Below are 21313 nucleotides of genomic sequence, written 5' to 3'. Positions count from 1 at the left end.
GAGCCGAGGGGTTTCGTCGTTCGCCTGTCGGCAGTGCTTGTCGGCAGTGCTTGGCAATCTGTCAGGCCGGCTCCTCCCACCGGCTCTCGGTCACGCCGGGTTCGGCAGGTAGGTCGCTCCTCCCCGGCATTGCTTGAGGTATTCCAGCCCGCGCACCTGGCCTGTGATTTCGAGGTCGCCGCGATAGACCGGGTCGTGCCAGCCCTCGATGTCGATGGCGCCCTTGTAACCGGCCAGCCGCAATTCGCTGATCACCCGCGTCCAGTCGCTGTCGCCAAACCCGGGCGTGCGCATCTGCACGAAGGGCAGCTTGCCGAACACGCCGTGCTCGCGGATCACATCCCAGCGCACCGTCGCGTCCTTGCCGTGGACATGGAAAATGCGCGGCGCCCATTTGCGGATCTGCGGCATCGGGTCGATGAGGTAGACAAGCTGGTGGCAGGGCTCCCATTCGAGGCCGAGATTGTCGTCGGGCAATTCGTTGAACATCAACTCCCAGGCATCGGGATTGTGGGCGATGTTCCAGTCGCCGGCCGCCCAGTTGCCGTCCATGGCGCAATTTTCGAAGGCAATGCGCACGCCCTTGTCGGCGGCGCGCTTGGCCAGTGGTCCCCAGACCTCACGGAAGCGCGGCAGGCTGTCGGTCAGCTTCTTGCCGCGAAGGCGGCCGGTGAAGCCGCTGACCGTCGAGGCGCCGAACAGATGCGCGTTGTCGATGACGGTTTCCCAGGCCGCGAGCACGCCGCGATCGACCTCGCCATCCTCCAGCGGATTGCCGAACACGCCGATCGACGACACGGCGACATCGGCATCGCCGATCGCCTCGCGAATCTCACCGGCGAGCCGCCGCAAATCCTTGCCGCCCAGCGTCTGCCAGAAGAAGGGCTGGATGCTCTCGAAACCGAGCGGCAGAATCTCTTTGATGTAGGCGGCGGGGTCTTCGAGATTGGCCCGCACCATGGTGCCGATCCGGATGTCGAGAAGCGGGTTTGGCATCATGATGCTTCCTGTGTGATTGCGACGCGCCGTCCGGTCTCGGCGCTTTCGATGGCGCCGAAAACCATGGCCAGGCTTTTGATGTTGTCGCTGCCACGGGTTTCCGGCTCGCTGCCGGTCTCGATGGCGTGGATGAAATCCTTGATGACGCCGAGATGACCGCCGATGCGGTCGGCGGAATCGAGCGGCGGTACTGTGATGGGCTGGGTCAGGTCGAAAAGGCCGTCGCGGACCGACAACACAACTTCGGCCTTCAGCCCGTCCTCGCCGTCCCAGACCAGGCTGCCGTGCTCGGCGACGATGCGCCATGTGCTCTCCCAACTGGTGCGGAAGCCCGCCGCGCACCAAGAGCCTGCATAGGTGAACCGCTTGCCGCCACCGAGATCGAAGATAGCGCTGGCCGAGGAACCCTGCCGGTACCAGGAATTGGCCGGCTCCCATTCCTGGCAAAAAACACCGGCGGGATCGCCTGCGACCATGTAGCGGGCGGCATCGAATGTGTGGATCGCCATGTCGAGCAAGAGCACATGCGCCATCTCCTCGCGAAAGCCGCCGAAATGCGGCGCGACGAAGAAGTCGGCATGGATGCTGGTTGGCTTGCCGATGGCGCCGGAGTCGAGAAAGCGCCTGATGCGCCGGACATTGGCGACGTAGCGGCGGTTCTGCACGACCGCATGGATACGCCCCGCGTTACGTGCCGCATCGACGATGGCGCGGGCATTTTCCGGAGTATCGGCCAGCGGCTTTTCCGTCAGCAGATGGCAATTATGGGCAAAGGCGGCAAAGGCGACATCACGCCGGGCGGCTGGAACCACGACATCGAACACCGCGTCGGGCCTGGTCTGGTCGAGCACCGCGTCGAGGCTGGTGCCGATTACCGCGCCGTCGAGCCCGTATTCGTGCGCCCTCGCCTTCGCCCGTTCGGCGTCGAGATCGACAAGGCCGACAATGGCCAGCCCGTCGATCTGCCTCGCGGCATCGAGCCAGGCCTTGCTCATCGCACCACAGCCGACGAGGACGGCATTCATCATCCGGCATTCCTCCCGTCCGGTCCCTCCAGACCGAATGTCACGGCATTTCCGGCATCACCGTAAACGTTTCTCCGTAAACGTTTACGAGAACACACCCGATGGCGTAGAATGTCAATCGGCTGTCAGCGAAAATCATCCCGAAGCCTTGGCCTGGGCGGCAGCCGGTGCTAGCCAAGACAGGGGGAGAACTGTCCTTGGCGTCCAGTATCCATGACCTAGCGCGTCACCTGAACATTTCGATCGGCACCGTGTCGCGGGCGTTGAACGGCCGCGCCGACGTCAATGCCGACACCCGCCAGCGCGTGCTCGCCGCCGCCAAGCAATTGAACTATTCGCCCAACCAGTCCGGCCGCAGCCTGCGGCAAGGCACCACCCATTCGATCGCCTTCATGCTGCAGCCGCATCCGGGCGACCAGCAATATGGCGAACCGTTCTTCATCCCGTTCCTGATCGGTCTGCAGGGCCGGCTGGCCGAGGATGACCTGGATCTGATGGTCGTCATGGGCGAGCCCGGCCAATATCAGCAGGAGAGGCTGCGCCGCGTGGTTGAGACGCGCCGGGCCGACGCGGTCGTGTTGGCCAATACACGGCGGGAAGACGATCGGATCGACTATCTCAGCAAGGCCGGCTTTCCCTTCGCCACGCTTGGCCGAAGTCAATCCGGCGACGACACCTATCCTTCGCTCGATATAGATTTCGAGAGGGCGGGTGATGAAGCCGTCGACCGGCTGGTCGCGCGCGGCCACCGCCGCATTGCCGCCATCCGCCCTTCGCTTGATCTCAACTTCGGCTACCTGTTCCTCGACGGCTACCGCAAGGCGCTGGAGCGGCATGGCATCGAAGTCGACCCCGGCCTGATCGCCGACGGCTTCATCAACGAGGCCGGAGGCTACCAGGTGACGCCGCGCGTGATGCTCTCCAAGGACCGGCCCACAGCCATCATCTTCAACAATGACGCAATGGCGCTCGGCGGCTGCAAGGCACTGGCCGAGATGGGCATCAGGCCCGGCCACGACATCGCGGTGATCGTCATCGTCGACACGCCGCTCTGCCGCTACTTTTCACCGGCGCTGACCGCCTTCCGTCCGTCGCTGGAGCCGATGGGCCGGCGGCTGGCCGAAATGCTGCTGGCCTCGCTTCCCGCCTTTGCCGGCCCGGAAGGTCCGCGCATCATCCGCGAAGTCTGGCCGCTGGAGCTGATCGCGCGCGACAGCGATTGATAGTGCGTCTCTCCCTTCTCCCACAAGGGAGAAGGAAGAGGCCCGCTCTGTCACGCAAGTATCATGTTCGCGTCCTAGACCGCTTTGCGAGAGGGCGACATCGTCGATGCGATGCGGTGGCCCCTTTGCGCCGCTCAAGGCTTGTCACAAAGAGGATCTCCATGAAAATCTCGCACCGAACCGTGTCGCTCGGCGCCGCGCTGGCGCTGTTTACCGCCCTGACCCCTGCCCTTGCCGACAGCACAGCCACCGTTGGTGGCTTCGTCAACAAGGGCCTGGTCGGCGTCGGCCGCATCCCGGCCGATCAGAAGGACAAGTTCGGCGAGACCTTCGGCTCCGGCTCCGGCATGTCGATCGACGCCGCAAGCTGGACCCGTGGCGCGGACGGCTACAAGGGCTCGCTCTGGTTGCTGCCCGACCGCGGCTACAATGTCGTCGGCACCACCGACTACCGGCCGCGCCTCAACACTATTCGCATCGAGTTCACGCCGGCCGCACTAGGCGCCACGCCCACCTCCGGCCAGGAACAGACAGGCGTCAAGGCGACGCTTGCCGATTCCCTGCTCCTCACCGACGACAAGGGCGCTGACGCCACCGGCCTCGATCCGCTCAACGGCGTGCGCGCGGCCAATGGCGACCTGCCGATCCTGCCCGAGGCCAATGGCAAGCTGGCGCTCGACAATGAGGCGATCGCGCGGCTGCCCGACGGCACCATGTTCATCTCTGACGAATACGGCCCCAACATCTACCGCTTCTCGGCCGACGGCCATCTGTTGTCGGCAACGCAGCCGCCCGCCGCTTTGGTGCCGATGCGCAAGGGCGCGCCGAACTTCGCCTCCGACAATCCGGGCCCCGGTGCAGCCGAACCCGATCCGAAGGATCCCGAAACCGGCCGCCAGAACAATCAAGGCCTCGAAGGCATGGCGCTGACGCCGGACGGCAAGTCGCTGATCACTGTGCTGCAGTCGGCGCCCCGCCAGGATGGCGGCGATTCGCCCGCGACGCGCCAGAACACCCGCGCGCTGGTCTACGACGCCTCCGACCCGGCCCATCTCAAGCTGGTGCATGAATATGCCGTGCCGCTGCCGGTGTTCAAGGACGCCAAGGACAAGACCAAGGTCGCCGCGCAGAGCGAAATCGTGGCGCTGTCCGACAAGACCTTCCTGATGCTGGCGCGCGACAGCGGAAACGGCCAGGGGGTGAAGGGCGATACTTCGCTGCTGCGCCAGATTTTCGTCGTCGACGTCTCTGGCGCCACCGACATTGCCGGCGGCGCCTTCGATGCCGCCGACAAGCCGCTGGCGCCCAAGGGCGTGCTCGACCCCTCGGTGACGCCGGCCAAGCTGACGCCGTTCATCGACATCAACGACAACAAGGAACTCGGCCGTTTCGGCCTGCATGACGGCAAGCCGAACGACAAGAACAATCTCTCGGAGAAGTGGGAAGCAATGTCTGTGGTCAGCCTGCTCGATCCGGCGCTGCCCGACGACTATTTCCTGTTCGTCGGCAACGATAACGATTTTCTCACCCAAGACGGTTTTCAGGTCGGCGCGCCCTACAAGGCCGACGACGGCGCCGATGTCGACACCATGTTCCTGGTCTATCAGGTCACGCTTCCGGGCCTCGCCAACAAGTAGCCGTATACGGAAAGGCGGACGCGCCCGGCGCGTCCGCCTCTAACCGTCTGTCGGCGATCAGCGATGCCGTGAAGGCACCTATTTCAAAATCTCCGCATCCCTTGGCACGCCGGCATCGATCGGCTCGGCGGTCCGGCTCGACACAGCCATGATCTTGCCCGCGGCCGACAGGTTCGGGCGCACATAGACCTGGGCTACGCCGTTGACCCGGCTGTAGAGGTCGATGATGTCCTGGTTCATGAAGCGCACGCAGCCCGACGACGCGTTCTTGCCGATGGAATCCCATTCCGGCGTGCCGTGCAGCCGGTACATCGTGTCCTTGCCGTCGCGGAACAGATAGAGCGCGCGCGCACCGAGCGGGCTCTGCGGTCCGGGCGGCATGCCGTCCTTGTATTTCGCCAGTTCCGGCCGGCGCTGGATCATTTCGGGCGGCGGCGTCCACACCGGCCATTTCTTGCGCGCCTGGATCACGGCGCTGCCGGTCCAGCCAAACCCGGCCTTGCCGAGGCTGACGCCATAGCGCATTGCCTTGCCGCCGTCGCGCACCAGATAGAGAAAATGCTCGGATGTATCGACGACGATCGTGCCGGGTTTTTCGCCGGTCGGATCGTCCACGATCTGGCGCACGAACTTCGGATCGAGCTTGGCCACGGGGATTGCCGGCAATGAAAAGCCCTCATCGACGCGCGCCGAATACATGATGGCGGCATCGCCCAGAGCCGGTTCAGGCGCCGGGGCGGGCGTTGGCGGCACCACGACATCGGTCGTGGTGCAGGCTGAAAGCGCCATGGAAGCGGCACCCAAAGCGGATATTCCAAGAAACGCGCGCCGGTTCAGGCGCTCGGAAAAAAGCGGATTGTCGGACATGATCCCCCCAGCCTATTCATCATATCCAACAGGATATGCGACCCCACGCGGCGACGACCCATATCCCATTCCGGATGTTTTGAGAACTGATTAGCGTGAAGCCGCCAGGTGGCATGTTCCAATGCCGCATCGACCTTGTCCGTCAAATCGGCGATCATTGCCGGGCGGACTTTGAGATGAACCTTCGCCGAACAGCCCATGGACGAAAAAATACCCCCGCGCCGGCGCACCGGCGATCTCACCAGCGGCCCAATCCCTCGCACGCTGCTGTTGTTCGCGCTTCCGGTGCTCGGTTCCAATGTGCTGCAGTCGCTCAACGGTTCGATCAACGCCGTCTGGGTCGGCCGCTTCCTCGGTGAATCGGCGCTGACGGCGACCTCAAACGCCAATCTGGTGCTGTTCCTGATTCTTGGCACCGTGTTCGGCATCGGCATGGCCGCCACCATCCTGGTGGCGCAATCGGTCGGCGCCCGCGACCTGCCCGAGGCGCGGCGCATCGTCGGCACCAGCGCCAGCTTCTTCTTCCTCGTCTCGGCTATCTTCGCCGTCTGCGGCTGGATCTGGGTCGACGCCATCCTCAACACACTGGGCACCCCGCCCGATGCGCTGCCGCTGGCGCGCTCCTATCTGCGTATCATCTTCGTCGCCGTGCCGATGATGAATCTTCTGTCCTTCGTCATGACGGTGCTGCGCGGTGCGGGTGATTCGCGCACGCCATTCTTCTTCATGGCGCTCGCCGTCGTGCTCGACATCATCCTCAATCCGCTGCTCATTCGCGGCATCGGCCCCTTCCCCGAGCTCGGCATCGCCGGCTCCGCCACCTCGACGCTGATCGGCCAGACAGTGAGCGTGATCGCCATCCTCGTCGTGCTTTATGCCAGAAAGCATCCGCTGCGGCTCGCCGGCGCCAACCTCGCTCTGCTGCGGCCGGATCCGGCGCTGCTCAGGATCGTCGTCTTCAAGGGCGTGCCGATGGGCCTGCAGATGATCGTCATTTCGGCGGCGGCGCTGACCGTCATGGGCATCGTCAACTCCTACGGCTCGCAGGTCGCCGCCGCCTACGGCATCGCGGCGCAGCTGTGGACCTATATCCAGATGCCTGCACTGGCGATCGGAGCCGCAGTCTCGTCGATGGCGGCCCAGAATGTCGGCGCCGGGCGCTGGGACCGCATCGGTCGCATCGCGGCGTCCGGCGTCGGCTTCAACCTGGTGCTCACCGGCGCCCTGGTGGCGCTGCTGTTCCTCTTCGACAGGCCGGTGCTCGGCCTGTTCCTTAGCCGCGACAGCACCGCAATCGACATTGCAGCCCACATCAACAAGGTGGCGTCCTGGTCGTTCATCCTGTTCGGCGTCACCATCGTGCTGTTCGCCACCGTGCGCGCCACCGGTGCCGTGATGCCGCCGCTGATCATTCTGGTGATTTCCGTGCTGGTCGTGCGTACCGGCTTTGCCTACTTCTTCAGGAGCTACATCGGCGAGGAAGCGCTGTGGTGGAGTTTTCCGGCGGGATCGATCACCTCGCTGGTGCTGGCCGCCGCCTATTATCGCTTCGGCCGCTGGCGCACCATGCACATGATCGAGGACCGGCCGGCCGCCGGCGAGCCGCCCGACACCGGCCTCGGCATCCCGCGCGGACGGGCAAACATGGCGCCCGAGACGCCAAACGGGTGAGGCTCAGCGCGCGTATTTGACGCCGAACCCCAGCGCTACGACAGAGAACAGCGTGATCATGCCGGCGAAGGCCAGGCTTGCCGTCGTCGGAGTGGCCCAACTCGACAGCAGCCCAATGCCGATCACCGGCAGCGCATTGCCGCAGAAGCAGCAGATGAAGAACGCCGACACCAATTCGGCGCGACGCTCGGCAGGTGCGATCTGGTTCACCACCTGCAGGCCGCCGCGATAGCCGAGCGCCGCCGCCACGCCGCACACAGCGGTGGCGGCAACCATCAGGGACATCGACGCGAAAAACTGAGCCGCAACCATCAGCCCTACGGCCGGGATCATCAGCGCCAGCGCGGCCAGCATGCCGGCGCGGCTGGACAGTCGGGTCGTGGCCAGAATGGTCGCGGCCGCAACGATCGACAGTTCAAAGAACAGCGCGCCGGCCTCGGCATGGTTGGCCACATGCAGTTGCTGCGCCAGGATGCTCGGCGCCAGGGCTGCATAGAAGCCGACCAGCGCCATGGCGCCGAAACCGGTGACCGCCGGCGCCACGAAGGCAGCGCGGATATCGCTCGGCACCGATAGCCGTGGCCGCAACGAAACGTCGGTCAGCCTGCCCGGCCGGGACACGGTTTCGCGGGTACGCCAGATCAGCAGCGTCACCACCACCAGCAAGGCAAGATAGACCGCAAACGTTAGTCTCAACGGCCAGGGCGCATATTCGGCGAGCAGGCCCGATGCCAGCGCGCCGAGGCCAAGGCCAACGAAGTTGGTGCTGGTGGCGATGATTGCCGCGCGCGATTTGTCCTTACCTTCGATCAATTCGGCAAGCCAGGCCGTGCCGGTTCCCGCGCCGACGCCGATGCCAAGGCCGCTCAATATGCGGGCGACATCGAGCCATGCAACATTCTCGGCCAGCAGGAACACCACCGCGCTGACCACCGCTATGGCCATCGACGCCAGCGCCGCTGGACGGCGGCCAATGCCGTCGGACAAGCGCCCGAACATCAGCAATGCGCCGAGATTGCCGACGACATAGACAGCGTAGACCAGCGTCAGCGTGATCTGCGAGAAACCGAAGGCCTGCTTGTAGATGACGTAAAGCGGCGTCAGCACCGTGCTGCCGGCGAACAGAGCGGCGATCATGGCGGCAACCGCGGCCATCGCGGGCCGGCCATCGAGTCCATTGTCGCGCGTTATGGTCTCGGCATAGCTGGTCATGGCAACCTCCGGCCAATCGCCCAACGCCCAATTGCGCCCCAACGTCCATGTAAGGATGGCCGTTCCACGCGCCGAACTTCATCCTGACAACCTTGTCAGGATGGTCTTGCCCGAAATCCTCGCTTAACGTCTTTCCATCGAGAGGGAGAATCCATGGGAAAAGGCAGAGTCGAGGCATTCACCGATGGCGTCGTCGCCATCATCATCACCATCATGGTGCTGGAGCTGAAAGTGCCGCATGGCGAGGATTTTTCAGCGCTTCTGCCGCTGTGGCCGATCTTTTTCAGCTATGTCTTGTCGTTCATCAATGTCGGTATCTACTGGAACAATCTGCACAACATGTTCCACACCGTCCAAAGGGTCGACGGCCGCGTGCTGTGGGCCAACCTCAACCTTCTGTTCTGGTTGTCGCTGATGCCGGCAACGACGGCCTTCATGGGCGAGAACCATTTCGCGCCGGTCCCCGTCGCCGTCTATGGCATCGACCTGGTGCTGTGCGCGGTCGCCTACACCTTTCTCGCCACCAAGCTGCACCATTTGCACGGCAACGACACCGCCTTCGCCAAGGCGCTGGGCAATGACCGCAAGGGCAAGATCTCGGTGGCCCTCTACGCCGCCGCCGTCCCGCTTGCCTTCGTCAACCAATGGATCGGCGTTGCGATCTTCGTGCTGGTGGCCGCCGTCTGGTTCGTGCCGGACACGCGTTTTTCGCGGGTGCTGGAAAAGTAGCGTAGGACGACTCTACTTGCGCATCGCCTTCAGCTTTTCGGCAACCGACGCCGCAAGGTCGGCATAGCGCTCCTCCAGCCGCTCGGCCGCCTTGATGATCGAAAAATCATGGCCGAATTTTTCCAGCGCCATGCGCAATTTCTCGACGAACTCGGCCTGTTTTTCGAGTGCCGAAAACAAGGTCTTCACCTGCGCTTCGCTTATGTCCGGATTGGCAAGCATCTGCGGCACCTCGCGGCCCATCTGGTCGCCGGTGGCGGTCTGCTCCTTCAGGATCGCAACCCAGTCGGTCAATAGGCAGTCTCCTGTTCAGCCGCAGCATGCACGGCCGCCGTTGATGCGGTCAACCCGAACACGCGGGACGGCCTTGCACGATGCGCGTCCCGCGCTAAGTTCGGCGCACCCGAACCCTAGGAAAAAGATCATGACCTCCGACGCCGAAATCCAGTCCGCTTTGCCCGCCCTCAGCCGAGGCAACGTCGCCGTCATCACCGGGGGCGCCAGCGGCATCGGGCTTGCCGCTGCCAAAAGGCTGGCGGCTATGGGCATGAGACTGGTGCTGGCCGACATTGGCGGCGCGCGCCTCGATGCGGCCCGCCAGGCAGTCGCCGCGATCACCGGCGAGAATGCCGTGCTTGCCGTCGCCACCGACGTGTCGAAGGCCGACGAACTCGGCCGGCTGGCGGAAAAGACGCATGCCGCTTTCGGCGCCGTATCGCTGCTGATGAACAATGCCGGCGTCGGCAACAATCCGGGAAAACCGTGGGAGAACGGCGACGCCTGGAAGCGGCTGATCGACATCAATTTCTGGGGCGTCGTACATGGCGTCGAGGCCTTTGCGCCGGCCATGCTGGCCTCCGGAGAGCCGGGCCTGATCATCAACACCGGCTCCAAGCAAGGCATCACCACGCCACCCGGCAATCTCGCCTACAACGTATCCAAATCGGCATTGAAGACGTTCACCGAAGGCCTGGCGCACGCATTGCGCAACGAGCCGGGCGCGAAGGTCGCGGCGCATCTTCTCATTCCCGGCTTCACCTTCACCGGCCTCACCGAAGGAGCGGTCGAAAAACCGGCTGGCGCCTGGACCGGCGAGCAGGTGGTCGACTTCATGCTGGCTTCGCTGGCGCGTGGGGACTTCTACATCCTGTGCCCCGACAATGAGGTGATGCGGCCGACCGATGAAAAGCGCATGGCCTGGGCGATCGGCGACATCATCGAGAACCGGCCTGCTCTCTCGCGCTGGCACCCCGACCATAAGGACGCTTTCGCGGCCTTTATGGGAAACTGATCGTCGAACTCAGGCAAAGCCGAGAGTCAGGCGGCCGCGCGTTTTTTCGCGGTGCGCTTTTGCGCGACGGCCTTCTTGGCCGCGAGTTCGGCGAGCTCGTGGTCATGGCGTTTTGCCGCCCGCTCGCATTTGTCTCTGATCTCCTCGACCTCGGATTCGGTCAGGTGCTCGATGCCGATGAAATGATTGTGGCCCTCGCTGACGCGGATCAGTTCGTCGAGCTTGGCCTGAACCGCGGCGCCGTCGCGGTTCTGGGTGTTCTGGATCAGGAACACCATCAGAAAGGTGATGATCGTCGTTCCCGTGTTGATGACGAGCTGCCACGTATCGGAAAAGCCGAAGAATGGCCCGCTTACCGCCCAGACGATAACGATGGCGCAGCAGGCGATGAAAGTCGGCGGCAGGCCCGCCAAGTGCGAAACGGTGTTGGCGATTCTGGTAAACAGCTTTTCGATCATTCACATCCTCGACGGCTCAAGCGCGATAAACTGACCAAGGCCGCATTCATCGCTCCAACAATAAACAACCGGCAGCCGCTTCCGGTTCCCTGTCGCAGATGGCATCCTTGATGCAATTGAATGCACGCCAAAGGCGCAGCGCCGTGAAAAGCCGCCTTATCGGTTTGTTGCCATAGTCGCCATGCAGGCCAAAACCTGTTCGTTCCGCTTCACGCGGATTTGTCTCCAAGCCCCTTCCGCTGCGCCACCCCCGCATGGCGGAAGGGGTTCGTTGCGTTGCCGCAGACCGGCGGAACTCTTCCCGACACGTGCCGTTCAGAATTTTGGCGCCAGGATTTCGGCCAGCCAGTCGATGAAACCGCGCACGCGCGGCGAGCTCTCAGGAATGCTCTTGCTCCCAGCGATCGAGGAAATCCTCAATCGGCAAGGCCTGCATGTCGGGAACCGCTTTGGCGAGTTTCTCCGGCGGCCAGTCCCACCAGGCGAGGCTTTCGATCCGCGCCGCGATCTCGGAGGGAAAGCGCATGCGCAACGGCTTCGCCGGTACGCCGGCGACGATTGTGTAGGCCGGTACATTCCGCGTCACCACCGAATTGGCGCCGACGATCGCGCCATTCCCGATGCTGATGCCGGGCATGATGACGGCGCCATGGCCGATCCAGACATCGTTGCCGATGCCGACCGCCTTGGCCTGCCGCCGCGCGCGGAACGCCGCGTCGACGCCCAGCCAGCGGAAATACTCGTTCGGCCGGTAGCTGAGCTTGTGCTGCGTGATCCGCTCGATCGGATGCTCCAAGGCATTGATGCGGCTGTTGGCGGCGATCGAGCAGAATTTTCCGATCGTCGTGTAGATCGCCTCGGCGTGGCGCTCGAAATAGGAGAAATCGCCGACATTGACCTCGCGCAGCACCACCCGTTCGCCGATCGAGGCATAGCGGCCAAGCTTGCACGCTTTCAGCTCCGCGGTCGGATGGATGCGCGGCTCCGGATCTTTCAGGACGAGGTTTTCGGTACGGTCCATCTGGCGGATTTACCCCCGCGCAATTGCGGAAGCAATTGTCGCGTCGCCGTCGGGCCCGCAGGCGGGTCGATCTTGCGTCGGCTCCGACCGGCTATTTCGGCTTGCCGCCGGTCCACACCACGTTCTGGCCGAACAGCGGCACGGTCGTCACCGACATTTTCGCCGAGCCGTCCTGCACCTGGCGCGAATGCGAGAGATAGATCAGCGTCTCGTTCTTCTTGTCGTAGATGCGGTTCACCACCTGCTTCTTCCAGATCAGGCTGATGCCTTGCTTGAACACCTCTTCGCCGCCCTCGCTCATGTCGATGTCGCCGATGGTGATCGGCCCGGTCTGGCGGCAGGAGATCGAGGAATCAGACGGATCCTCGAACCAGTTGCCCTTGTGCAGCCGGTCGATGACGCTGCGGTCGAAATAGGAGACATGGCAGGTCACGCCGTCGATCTTGGGGTCCTTGATCGCCTCGACGATGATGTCGTTGCCGACCCAATCGACGCCGACCTTGCCGACCTCCTCTGCCGCGGCGGCACCGGCGCCAAGGGCAATGCATGCGGCCAGCGCGCCGCCGATCAGTTTCTGCCCAATCCGTCTCTGCCCAGTCCGTCTTTGCAAGGGAGCCTCCTCAGGTTCGGTTTGCCGCTCTCAGGTGGGATAAGGGCCAGCTGTTTGCAAGGTAGCGTCCAGCCCGGTTGCGGCAACGCGGCATCTTTGCCTTGCTCCCTGCGACCGGCTAAGACTGCTCGCCAACAGGAGCGCCGATCCGGCGCTCGATTTCTGCGACGGACACTTCCTGATGATGCGTTCAATTCTGGTCGGCATTCTGGTTCTGATGGCGGCGGGCATCGGCTGGCTCACCTTTGACTTCTATCGCGGCCATTATGGTGGCGAGCCGTATGGTGCGCCATTCACGCTGGTCGACCAGAAAGGCGCGCCAATCACCGAAGCCGCCTTCAGGGGAAAACCCAGCATCGTCTTCTTCGGCTTCACCCATTGCCCGGAAGTCTGCCCGACCACTTTGTTCGAAATGGCCGGCTGGCTGAAGGCGCTGGGCGACGACGGCAAGAACCTCAACGCCTACTTCGTTACCGTCGATCCAGAGCGCGACACGCCGCCGGTGATGAACACTTACGTCAGCAATTTCTCCGACCGCATCGTCGGCATATCGGGCGATCCCGACAAGGTGCACGCCATGGCGAAGTCCTTCAACATCTACTGGAAGAAGGTCGACACCGGCGACGGCGATTACACGATGGACCACACCGCCTCCGCGCTGCTGCTCAACGCCAAGGGCGAGTTTTCGGGCACCATAGCCTATGGCGAAAGCGCCGATACCGCGATCGCCAAGCTGAAGCGGCTGGCGGCAGGCTAGGCATGATCCCGAAATGTGGAATCCGGTTTTCTCGGACAGAAAAGTGTTGTCCAGAGATCATGCTCAAGCAAGAGAACAGCTGATGGGTCAGACCAGGCTCCACTTCATCGCTGGGAAGATCGAGGCCGACCGCATCTTTGCCGCGCTCGAGCCAGCTTTCGAGGATGAAGGCCTGCCGATCGCCGTGCTCGAAGTCGATGAAGACCGCGACATCTACGAGGTTTCGCTCTACACCGACGGCAATGTCGACGCGGTTGAGGCGCGGCTAAGGGACAGCCTTGCCGGACTGTCCCTGTCGAAGCCGATCGAGCGCGAGGTTCTGCCCGACATCGACTGGGTGGCGCGCTCGCTGGAGGGACTGAAACCGGTGCGCGCCGGACGTTTCTTCGTCCATGGCGCGCATGACCGCCGGAAGCGCCACAGCGGCGAACTCGCCATCGAGATCGAGGCCGGCCTTGCCTTCGGCACCGGCCATCACGGGACCACTGCCGGCTGCCTCGAAATGCTGGAACGGGTCGTGCGCCGCGAACGTCCCAGGAATGCCCTCGACCTCGGCACCGGCAGCGCGGTGCTGGCGATCGCCGTCGCCAAACTGGCGCATATTCCGGTGCTGGCGACCGACATCGATCCGATCGCCGTCAGGGTCGCCGCCGCCAACGCCCGCCTCAACCACGTCAAGGCACTGGTCGAAACGGTGACGGCGCCCGGCTTCCACCACCCGATCTTCGGCAAGCGCGCGCCTTTCGACCTCATCGTCGCCAACATATTGGCGCGGCCGCTGATGCGGCTGGCGCCTGAGATGGCGAGGCACATCAGCCTCGGCGGCTCGATCGTGCTGTCCGGCATCCTCGAGCGCCAGTGCAATGCGGTGATCTCGGCCTATGTCGGCCAGAATTTCCGCCATGTCAGGACCTTGCACCGCGAAGGCTGGGTGACGATCCACCTCAAGCACTGAGACGCAACGCGCTTTGGACAATCCGAGCCTGTTGCGATTGGCGAAAATCGATTCCGGTTTTCCGGGTCATGCGCTACGGTCGCGCCCGATACAGGAGGCATACCATGTTCCAGACCTTCGATTCCGCAGGCGACCCCAGCGTCGGCAAGCCGCGCGTGACGTTGCTACGGCGATGGCTGGCGGATAATGGCCTCGACGGTTTCCTTGTGCCGCGCGCGGACGAGCACCAGGGCGAGTATGTCGCCGATCGCTCGGCGCGGCTGAAATGGTTGACCGGCTTCAGCGGCTCGGCCGGCGTAGCACTTGTGCAGCGTGACCGCGCCTTCATGTTCGTCGATGGCCGCTATACCTTGCAAGTGCGCCACGAAGTCGATCTCGACATTTTTGCAAACGAGAGCCTGGTCGACAACCCGCCGGCCTCCTGGATCAAGGACAATCTCGGCAAGGGCGCCAGGCTTGGCTTCGACCCCTGGCTGCACACGATCGCTGAGGTCAAGGCGCTGAAAACCTCGGCCGAGCAATCCGGCGCGACGCTGGTGCCGCTCGACAGGAACCCGATCGACATCATCTGGAAGGATCAGCCGGCGCCGCCCGTGGCGCCAGTCGAAATCCACCCGATCGGCTTTGCCGGGGAACTCGCCAAGGACAAGCTGGCGCGGCTGGCGGCGGTAATCGGCAAGGAGGGCGCGTCACACGCCGTGCTCACCGACCCCTCCTCGATCGCCTGGGCCTTCAACATCCGTGGCGGCGACGTGCCGCACACCCCGCTGGCGCTCGGCTTTGCGATCCTTGCAGCAGATGGCAAGCACCAGCTGTTCATGGACCAGCGCAAGTTTTCGCGCACGGTTGCCGCCTATCTCACCCAACTCGCCGATCTGTACGAGCCCGGCGAATTCGAGGCGGCGGTCGCAGCCCTTGCCAAGGGCGGCGCCAAGATCGCGCTCGATCCGGTACTGGCGGCGGAAAAGCTGAGAATGCTGGTCGAGGACAATGGCGGCACATTTGTTTCAGCAGCCGATCCCGCCCGCATTCCGCGCGCCACCAAGAACCAGGCGGAAATCGCCGGCAGCCGCGCCGCGCACCGCCGAGACGGGGCGGCGGTGGCGAAACTGCTGTGCTGGCTGGAACGGCAGAAGCCGGGCACGCTCGACGAAATAACCGTTGTCACCAAGCTGGAGGAGGTGCGCCGGCAGACCGGCGAGGAAACGCAGATGCCGCTGCGCGACGTCTCCTTCGACACCATTTCCGGCAGCGGCCCGAACGGCGCCATCATGCACTACCGCGTCTCGCGCGCCACCAACCGCGAGCTGGCAAACGGCGAGCTGTTCCTGCTCGATTCCGGTGCCCAGTATCAGGATGGCACCACCGACATCACCCGCACCGTGCCGATCGGCCAGCCGACCGAGGAGATGCGCGAGCGCTTCACGCTGGTGTTGAAGGGCATGATCGGCATTTCCACGCTGCGCTTTCCCGCCGGCACGCGCGGCTCGGAGATCGACGCGGTGGCGCGCATGGCGCTGTGGAAGCATGGCTGCGACTTTGCCCACGGCACCGGCCACGGCGTCGGCTCCTATCTGGCCGTGCATGAAGGGCCGCAGCGCATCGCCCGCACCGGCACCGAAAAGCTGATGGCCGGCATGATGCTGTCCAACGAGCCCGGCTATTACAAGGAAGGCTCCTACGGCATCCGCATCGAGAACCTGATCCTGGTGACACCGGCTGAACAGGTGGAGGGCGGCGACATCGCCATGCACGGTTTCGAGACGCTGACGCTGGCGCCGATCGATATCAGGCTGATCCGCACCGACCTGTTGACGCGCGAGGAGTTGCACTGGCTGGATATTTACCATGCCTGGGTGCTGGCCGAGATCGGCCCGATGCTCGACGGCGAGACGCTGGCCTGGCTGGAGAAGGCGACGGCACCACTGCCGCATGATGCCAAGATCTGAAATGAGCTTCTTTCTCCCCGTCACTATACGGGGAGGTGAGGAGCGGTCCGCGAAGCGGACGAAAAGCCAATTGCTTGGCTTTTCGAGTGACGAACGCCCGGCAGGGCAATGAGCGGCGGCGCCGACAGTTCGAAACTGTTCCGCGCGCAGGCGCCCTATGCCACAAACTGCCGGGCGAGGATCAGCACCACCGCCCCGGCCAGAAACATCGCCATCAGGCCGCCGCGCAGCGAGACCACAGCGGCGACGACCAGTGCCGCCCATTCCGCCGGTCCGGCGCTGAGTGCGGCGGGCGCCACCAGCGTCGTCAGCACCGCCGCCGGCACTGCGTTCAAGCCGGCCTCGACGCGTGGATGGATGTGGTCGAAACGCGAGATCACCAGATGGCCGCCGACGCGGGTGAGATAGGTGGCGAGCGCGCCGGCAATGATGATCCACAAAGTCGCGCTCATCGTTTTGCCTCCACGCCGCTATGGTGCGGCGGCAGGATGACGGCCAGAAGCACGCCGGCAGCGGCGCCGACGGAGACGTGCCAGGGCGATCCCACAGTTTGGTAGGCAATGATCGACGCGGCGGCGCTGGCGATCACCACCGGCAGCCAGAGCGGCCGCTTGCGAAAGCCCATGACCAGCCCGAGGAAATAGATCGGCAGCAGGAAATCGATGCCGAGCGCATGCGTGTCGGGGATCAGCTTGCCGAAAACCGCGCCCAGCGCGCTTTCGATCCCCCAGAACACATACACCGGCAGGCCAAGGCCCATATACCAGGCAAAGCCAACGGTCTCGCCGGCTTCGGCCTTGCGCTCCGCCACCGCGAACTGCGGATCGGTGAGCACGAAATAGCCCAGCGCTTGGCTGATAACCGGCCAGTGCGCGATTCGCCGGCCGATGCTGGCGGAGTAAAGCACGTGACGGAAGTTTACCGCGAAGATCGACAGCACGATCAGCCATGGCGCGACATGCTGGCCGAACAATTCGATGCCGACCATCTGGCTGGCGCCGCCGAAGATCAGCGCGCTCATCAAGAAAGCTTCGAGAACGGAAAAGCCGTTGTCGACGGCGATGGCGCCGAACAGCAGCCCAAATGGCGCCGCGGCGACAACCACCGGCATCGACAGCCGCACGCCGTCCCAGAAGTCGCTGGCCACGGAATTTTCGCTTAAGGTCTCTGCCGACATGTCACATTCCCATCTCGCGCTGCTATGTAGGAGCCGGCGTTTGAAAAGTCAGACGAATTCGCTTGAGCCAACAAATCAGCGAAACTGATGTTGTAAAAACAGGTAAGGGGTTCGGATGATCGCTTATGATTTCACCGGCAGGCACGCAGTCGTCACCGGCGCCGGTGGCGGCATGGGCGAGGCGATCTCGCTGGCGCTGCTCGAGGCCGGCGCCTCGGTCACCGCCATCGACGTCAAGCCGCGTCCGGCGTCGCTTGCCGCCTATGACGACCGGCTCACCTTTGCCCAGGGCGACCTTACCGACGCCGCCTTTGTCGAGCAGACCATCAATGCCGCGGGCCGCAAGCGCGGCGGCATCGATTATCTCGCCAATGTCGCAGGCGTGCTCTGGTTCGGTCGCGACAAATCGGCCCTCGAGATGGACCTCGATGTCTGGGACCAGGTCTTCAACATCAATCTGAAATCCTTCGTCCACACCGCGCGGGCGGTGGTTCCCCATATGCGGGCCGGCGGACGCGGCGGCGCCATGGTGCACTTCTCCACCATCCAGTGGTATCGCGGCGATCCGACCCCGCAGGATGCCTACCAGGCATCGAAGGCCGGCGTCTGTGCGCTGTCGAAGTCGCTCGCCATGCAGTTGGCGGGCGATGGCATCCGCTCCAATTCGATCTGCCCGGGCATGGCGTTGACGCCGCTGCAGGCGCGCTGGGACACCGAGGAGAAACGCGCGGCCGTTGCCAATTATGCGCCGCTCGGCCGCATCGGCACGCCGCAGGACATGGCCAATGCCGCGCTATTCCTGCTTTCCGATGCGGCAAGCTACATCACCGGCATCGAACTGGCAGTCGACGGTGGTCTTTTGATGCGGATGTAGCCGTGCAGTGCGCCGGGCTGATTTAGCTCCGCGGTGCCGTGCCCTGGATCGCCCTGCCCCAGTCAAGCAGCGGCTTGGCGCGCAAGGCGAAATCGACAAGCTCGTCGACCAGCGTCGGCGCGTGAATTCCAGCCGGATCGATCATGTGCTGGACATAGAAGTGCCGGTTGCGGATGGCGTCGACAAGATCGGGTTCGTTGACCTGCTCGAAGCCACGCGGCGTGCGCTTCATGCGGCCCTCGGTTTCAAGTTCGAAGCCGTTTTTCTTCAGCGTTGAGAGCAGTTTTCGGAACTCGGCCGGCCGGGCGACGATCGCCTTGCGCATCGCCAGCAGCAGGGACGGCTCCGGATTCCACCAGGCGACATCGGCAAAGCAGCGGTCGATCCCGACATAGACGAAGAACACGCCCTGCTCCATCTTCGTGCCATCCGGCGACAGCATGGCCGACAAATGCTGGTTGTAGGGCCGCTTGTCCTTGGCGAAGCGCACGTCGCGGTTGATGCGAAACAGTGACTTCTTGCGGTCTCCGCGCAAGCCCAGACCCGCCGCCGCGAAGCGCTCGGTCAGCGTCTCGACCAGATCGCAGAACGGCTCATGCAACTCGCTGTCGTAAAGCGCGCGGTTTTCCTGGAACCATTCGCGGCTCTGGTGGAAGTCGAGCGCCTTGAGGAACGGTAGGGCCTTTTGCCCGAACCCTTTGAACGAACCGGCCATCACGCCTTGCCGACCCGTTGCAGCCAGGTGTCCTCGTCGATGACTTCGACGCCGAGTTCGCTGGCCTGCTTCAGTTTGGAGCCTGCGCCCGGCCCGGCCACCAGCAGATCGGTCTTCGCCGACACCGAACCCGCCACCTTGGCGCCGAGCCGTTCGGCCATCGCCTTGGCTTCGGAGCGTGTCATCTTTTCCAGCGTGCCGGTGAAGACGATGGTCTTGCCGGCAACCTCGCTGTCGGCCGACACGGTGACGACATACGGCTTCGGCTTGACCTGTTCGAGCAGTCTGTCGAGCACGTCGTCATTGCGTTCATTGCCGAAGAAATCGCGCAACGCATCGATCACCGTGTCGCCAATGCCGTTGATGGAGGGGAAGACGCTGTGCGGATCCTCAGCCGCCGCCGTTTCCTTGCCGACGCGGATCAGCTGCTCGATGGTCGAAAACGTCCGGGCAAGCACGGCCGCCGTCGTTTCGCCGATATGGCGGATGCCGAGTGCGAAGATGAAGCGGTCGAGCTCCGGCTCGCGGCGCGAATCGATGGCCGCGAACAGCTTGTCGAGGCCTTCATAATTGCGGTCCTCGACACCGCGCACATTCTTGCGCGCCTTGCCCGATGCCGCCTCGCGCTGCCTGGCCTGCTCCTCGCGCCGCTCGGCCAGCGCCCTGGTGACGGCCGGGCGGCGATCCCTGAGGGTGAAGATATCGGCGGCGGTCTTGACCAGTCCCGAATTGAAGAACAGGTCGATATTCTCGGCGCCCAGCCCCTCGATGTCGAGCGCGCCGCGCGACACGAAATGACGCAGCCGCTCCACGGCCTGCGCGGCGCAGATCAGCTCGCCGGTGCAGCGCCGGCGCGAATCCTCCTTGCCGGTCTTCTCGTTGATTTCGCGCGTCGCCGGCGAGCCGCAGACCGGACAAATGTGCGGGAATTCGTAAGGCACCGCATCAGCCGGCCGCTTGTCGACGACGACGCTGACGATCTGCGGAATGACATCGCCCGCCCGTTGTATGACAACCGTGTCACCGATGCGGACATCGATGCCGTCGCGAATTGGCAAGCCGTTGCTGTCAAAACCCTTGATGTAGTCCTCATTGTGCAGCGTGACGTTTTCGACCACCACGCCGCCAACCGTGACCGGCGCCAGCCGCGCCACCGGCGCCAGCGTACCGGTACGACCGACCTGGATGTCGATCTTCTGCACCGTCGTCATCGCCTGTTCGGCCGGGAATTTGTGCGCAACGGCCCAGCGCGGCTCACCGGTGACAAAGCCCCAGCGACGCTGCAATTCCAGCTGGTCGACCTTGTAGACGACACCGTCGATGTCGTAGCCGAGCGACGAACGCAGCTCCTCGATCTTGTGGTAGTGCGCGATCAGCTCCTCGACCGACTTCGCCCGCACCATCAATGGGCTGACCTTGAACCCCCATTCGGCGAATTTCTGCACCGAATCATATTGGGTCGGCGCCGGATCCGCTGTCGTGTAGCCCCAGGCATAAGCAAAAAATTTAAGATTGCGGCTGGCGGTGACGGACGCATCCTTCTGTCGCAAGGAGCCCGCTGCCGTATTAGATCGGAAGAGCACACGTCTGNTCTCGATGGTCTCGGGCCAGCCCGATCCTTTCAGCTTGGCGGGGATGTCGGCGATGGTCCTGAGATTGGCGGTGATGTCCTCGCCGACAGCGCCGTCGCCGCGCGTAGCACCCTGCACGAACACGCCGCGTTCATAGCGCAGCGACGCCGACAGTCCGTCGACCTTCGGCTCGGCCGTAAACGCGATGTCGAGATCCTTGTCGCGGTCGAAGAAGCGCCGGCCACGCTCGATGAAATCGGTGACGTCCTCGTCTGTGTAGGCCTTGGCGAGGCTGAGCATCGGCACCGCATGGCGCACCTTGGCAAAGCCTTCCGCCGGCGCGGCGCCGACCCGCAGCGAGGGCGAATCCTCGCGTACCAGACCGGGAAACCGCTCCTCGATGGCAAGGTTGCGCCGCCGCAGCGCGTCATATTCCGCGTCCGTAATCGTCGGCGCGTCCTCGGCATGATAGCGCCTGTCATGACCGGCGATCTCCTCGGCCAGCCGCTGGAGCTCATCCGCGGCTTCGCTTTCGCTCAACGATTCGACTGGCTTTTCAGACATGCAGCGGT

General features: G+C 63.9%; 22 protein-coding genes. 9 read left to right on the top strand and 13 right to left on the bottom strand.

Going from position 1 to position 21313, the window contains the following annotated elements:
• Positions 1–90 precede the first annotated feature (90 nt).
• Both X771_RS151960 and X771_RS151965 read right to left on the bottom strand, forming a co-directional pair.
• Positions 91–996 (bottom strand): sugar phosphate isomerase/epimerase, encoded by a 906-nt coding sequence (locus tag X771_RS151960; RefSeq protein ID WP_023682114.1) that lies wholly within the window; start codon positions 994–996, stop codon positions 91–93.
• Positions 996–2027 (bottom strand): Gfo/Idh/MocA family oxidoreductase, encoded by a 1032-nt coding sequence (locus tag X771_RS151965; RefSeq protein ID WP_023688053.1) that lies wholly within the window; start codon positions 2025–2027, stop codon positions 996–998. The genes X771_RS151960 and X771_RS151965 overlap by 1 nt, the downstream gene beginning before the upstream one ends.
• A 194-nt stretch (positions 2028–2221) precedes the next feature.
• Here X771_RS151965 and X771_RS151970 point away from each other — a divergent pair, with 194 nt between their 5' ends.
• Positions 2222–3247 (top strand): LacI family DNA-binding transcriptional regulator, encoded by a 1026-nt coding sequence (locus tag X771_RS151970; RefSeq protein ID WP_023688052.1) that lies wholly within the window; start codon positions 2222–2224, stop codon positions 3245–3247.
• Positions 3248–3408: 161 nt separating this feature from the next.
• Positions 3409–4884, top strand: coding sequence for an esterase-like activity of phytase family protein (locus X771_RS151975; protein ID WP_023688051.1), 1476 nt, complete (start codon positions 3409–3411; stop codon positions 4882–4884).
• 78 nt (positions 4885–4962) lie between these two features.
• Here the strand turns inward: X771_RS151975 and X771_RS151980 are convergent, their stop codons facing one another.
• The gene (locus X771_RS151980) at positions 4963–5751 is read right to left on the bottom strand and encodes a L,D-transpeptidase (protein ID WP_023688050.1); all 789 of its coding nucleotides are present in this window, start codon (positions 5749–5751) and stop codon (positions 4963–4965) included.
• A gap of 198 nt (positions 5752–5949) precedes the next feature.
• Here X771_RS151980 and X771_RS151985 point away from each other — a divergent pair, with 198 nt between their 5' ends.
• Positions 5950–7422 (top strand): MATE family efflux transporter, encoded by a 1473-nt coding sequence (locus X771_RS151985; protein ID WP_023688049.1) that lies wholly within the window; start codon positions 5950–5952, stop codon positions 7420–7422.
• 3 nt (positions 7423–7425) lie between these two features.
• Here X771_RS151985 and X771_RS151990 read toward each other — a convergent pair whose 3' ends face one another.
• Positions 7426–8634, bottom strand: a complete 1209-nt coding sequence (locus X771_RS151990) for an MFS transporter (RefSeq protein ID WP_023688048.1) — start codon at positions 8632–8634, stop codon at positions 7426–7428.
• Between the two features lie 153 nt (positions 8635–8787).
• Between X771_RS151990 and X771_RS151995 the strand changes: the two genes are divergently transcribed.
• Positions 8788–9363, top strand: a complete 576-nt coding sequence (locus X771_RS151995; RefSeq protein WP_023682120.1) for a TMEM175 family protein — start codon at positions 8788–8790, stop codon at positions 9361–9363.
• A 12-nt stretch (positions 9364–9375) separates the two neighbouring features.
• On the opposite strand, the gene X771_RS152000 is transcribed toward X771_RS151995, so the two are convergent.
• Positions 9376–9657 carry a hypothetical protein gene (locus X771_RS152000; protein ID WP_023668298.1) on the bottom strand — a complete coding sequence of 94 codons (282 nt, stop codon included), beginning with the start codon at positions 9655–9657 and terminating at the stop codon, positions 9376–9378.
• Positions 9658–9787: 130 nt separating this feature from the next.
• Here X771_RS152000 and X771_RS152005 point away from each other — a divergent pair, with 130 nt between their 5' ends.
• Positions 9788–10654 (top strand): SDR family NAD(P)-dependent oxidoreductase, encoded by an 867-nt coding sequence (locus X771_RS152005; protein ID WP_023688047.1) that lies wholly within the window; start codon positions 9788–9790, stop codon positions 10652–10654.
• A gap of 26 nt (positions 10655–10680) precedes the next feature.
• Here X771_RS152005 and X771_RS152010 read toward each other — a convergent pair whose 3' ends face one another.
• From X771_RS152010 to X771_RS152025, 4 genes are all read right to left on the bottom strand, one after another.
• On the bottom strand, positions 10681–11112 hold the full coding sequence (locus tag X771_RS152010) for a low affinity iron permease family protein (protein ID WP_027050613.1): 432 nt from the start codon (positions 11110–11112) through the stop codon (positions 10681–10683).
• 46 nt (positions 11113–11158) lie between these two features.
• A complete protein-coding gene (locus X771_RS152015; protein ID WP_023688045.1) occupies positions 11159–11341 on the bottom strand; it encodes a hypothetical protein in 183 nt (60 codons plus the stop codon).
• A 150-nt stretch (positions 11342–11491) separates the two neighbouring features.
• Positions 11492–12133: a DapH/DapD/GlmU-related protein gene (locus X771_RS152020; protein ID WP_023688044.1), complete on the bottom strand. Its 642-nt coding sequence runs from the start codon at positions 12131–12133 to the stop codon at positions 11492–11494.
• Positions 12134–12224: 91 nt separating this feature from the next.
• On the bottom strand, positions 12225–12743 hold the full coding sequence (locus X771_RS152025) for a CreA family protein (protein ID WP_023753104.1): 519 nt from the start codon (positions 12741–12743) through the stop codon (positions 12225–12227).
• 181 nt (positions 12744–12924) lie between these two features.
• Here X771_RS152025 and X771_RS152030 point away from each other — a divergent pair, with 181 nt between their 5' ends.
• The 3 genes from X771_RS152030 (at position 12925) to X771_RS152040 (ending at position 16404) form a co-directional block, all read left to right on the top strand.
• Entirely contained in the window at positions 12925–13500 is a 576-nt protein-coding gene (locus X771_RS152030; protein WP_023682124.1) for an SCO family protein, read from the top strand.
• Positions 13501–13582: 82 nt separating this feature from the next.
• Complete coding sequence (locus tag X771_RS152035; RefSeq protein ID WP_023682125.1) at positions 13583–14455, top strand: 50S ribosomal protein L11 methyltransferase; 873 nt, start codon at positions 13583–13585, stop codon at positions 14453–14455.
• A 104-nt stretch (positions 14456–14559) separates the two neighbouring features.
• Positions 14560–16404, top strand: a complete 1845-nt coding sequence (locus tag X771_RS152040) for an aminopeptidase P family protein (protein ID WP_023688043.1) — start codon at positions 14560–14562, stop codon at positions 16402–16404.
• Positions 16405–16559: 155 nt separating this feature from the next.
• Here X771_RS152040 and X771_RS152045 read toward each other — a convergent pair whose 3' ends face one another.
• Both X771_RS152045 and X771_RS152050 read right to left on the bottom strand, forming a co-directional pair.
• A complete protein-coding gene (locus tag X771_RS152045; RefSeq protein WP_023688042.1) occupies positions 16560–16856 on the bottom strand; it encodes an AzlD family protein in 297 nt (98 codons plus the stop codon).
• A complete protein-coding gene (locus tag X771_RS152050; protein WP_023688041.1) occupies positions 16853–17581 on the bottom strand; it encodes an AzlC family ABC transporter permease in 729 nt (242 codons plus the stop codon). The genes X771_RS152045 and X771_RS152050 overlap by 4 nt, the downstream gene beginning before the upstream one ends.
• A 115-nt stretch (positions 17582–17696) precedes the next feature.
• Between X771_RS152050 and X771_RS152055 the strand changes: the two genes are divergently transcribed.
• Entirely contained in the window at positions 17697–18455 is a 759-nt protein-coding gene (locus X771_RS152055) for an SDR family oxidoreductase (protein ID WP_023688040.1), read from the top strand.
• A gap of 22 nt (positions 18456–18477) precedes the next feature.
• Here the strand turns inward: X771_RS152055 and X771_RS152060 are convergent, their stop codons facing one another.
• Both X771_RS152060 and ligA read right to left on the bottom strand, forming a co-directional pair.
• The gene (locus tag X771_RS152060) at positions 18478–19170 is read right to left on the bottom strand and encodes a TIGR02453 family protein (protein WP_023688039.1); all 693 of its coding nucleotides are present in this window, start codon (positions 19168–19170) and stop codon (positions 18478–18480) included.
• Complete coding sequence (ligA, locus tag X771_RS152065) at positions 19170–21305, bottom strand: NAD-dependent DNA ligase LigA (protein ID WP_023688038.1); 2136 nt, start codon at positions 21303–21305, stop codon at positions 19170–19172. The genes X771_RS152060 and ligA overlap by 1 nt, the downstream gene beginning before the upstream one ends.
• Between the last annotated feature and the right edge of the window lie 8 nt (positions 21306–21313).

The organism is Mesorhizobium sp. LSJC269B00, from assembly GCF_000502815.1.
GTDB lineage: Bacteria > Pseudomonadota > Alphaproteobacteria > Rhizobiales > Rhizobiaceae > Mesorhizobium.
Note: the sequence above shows the minus strand (reverse complement) of the source record. Positions and strands in the feature narration are given on the sequence as shown.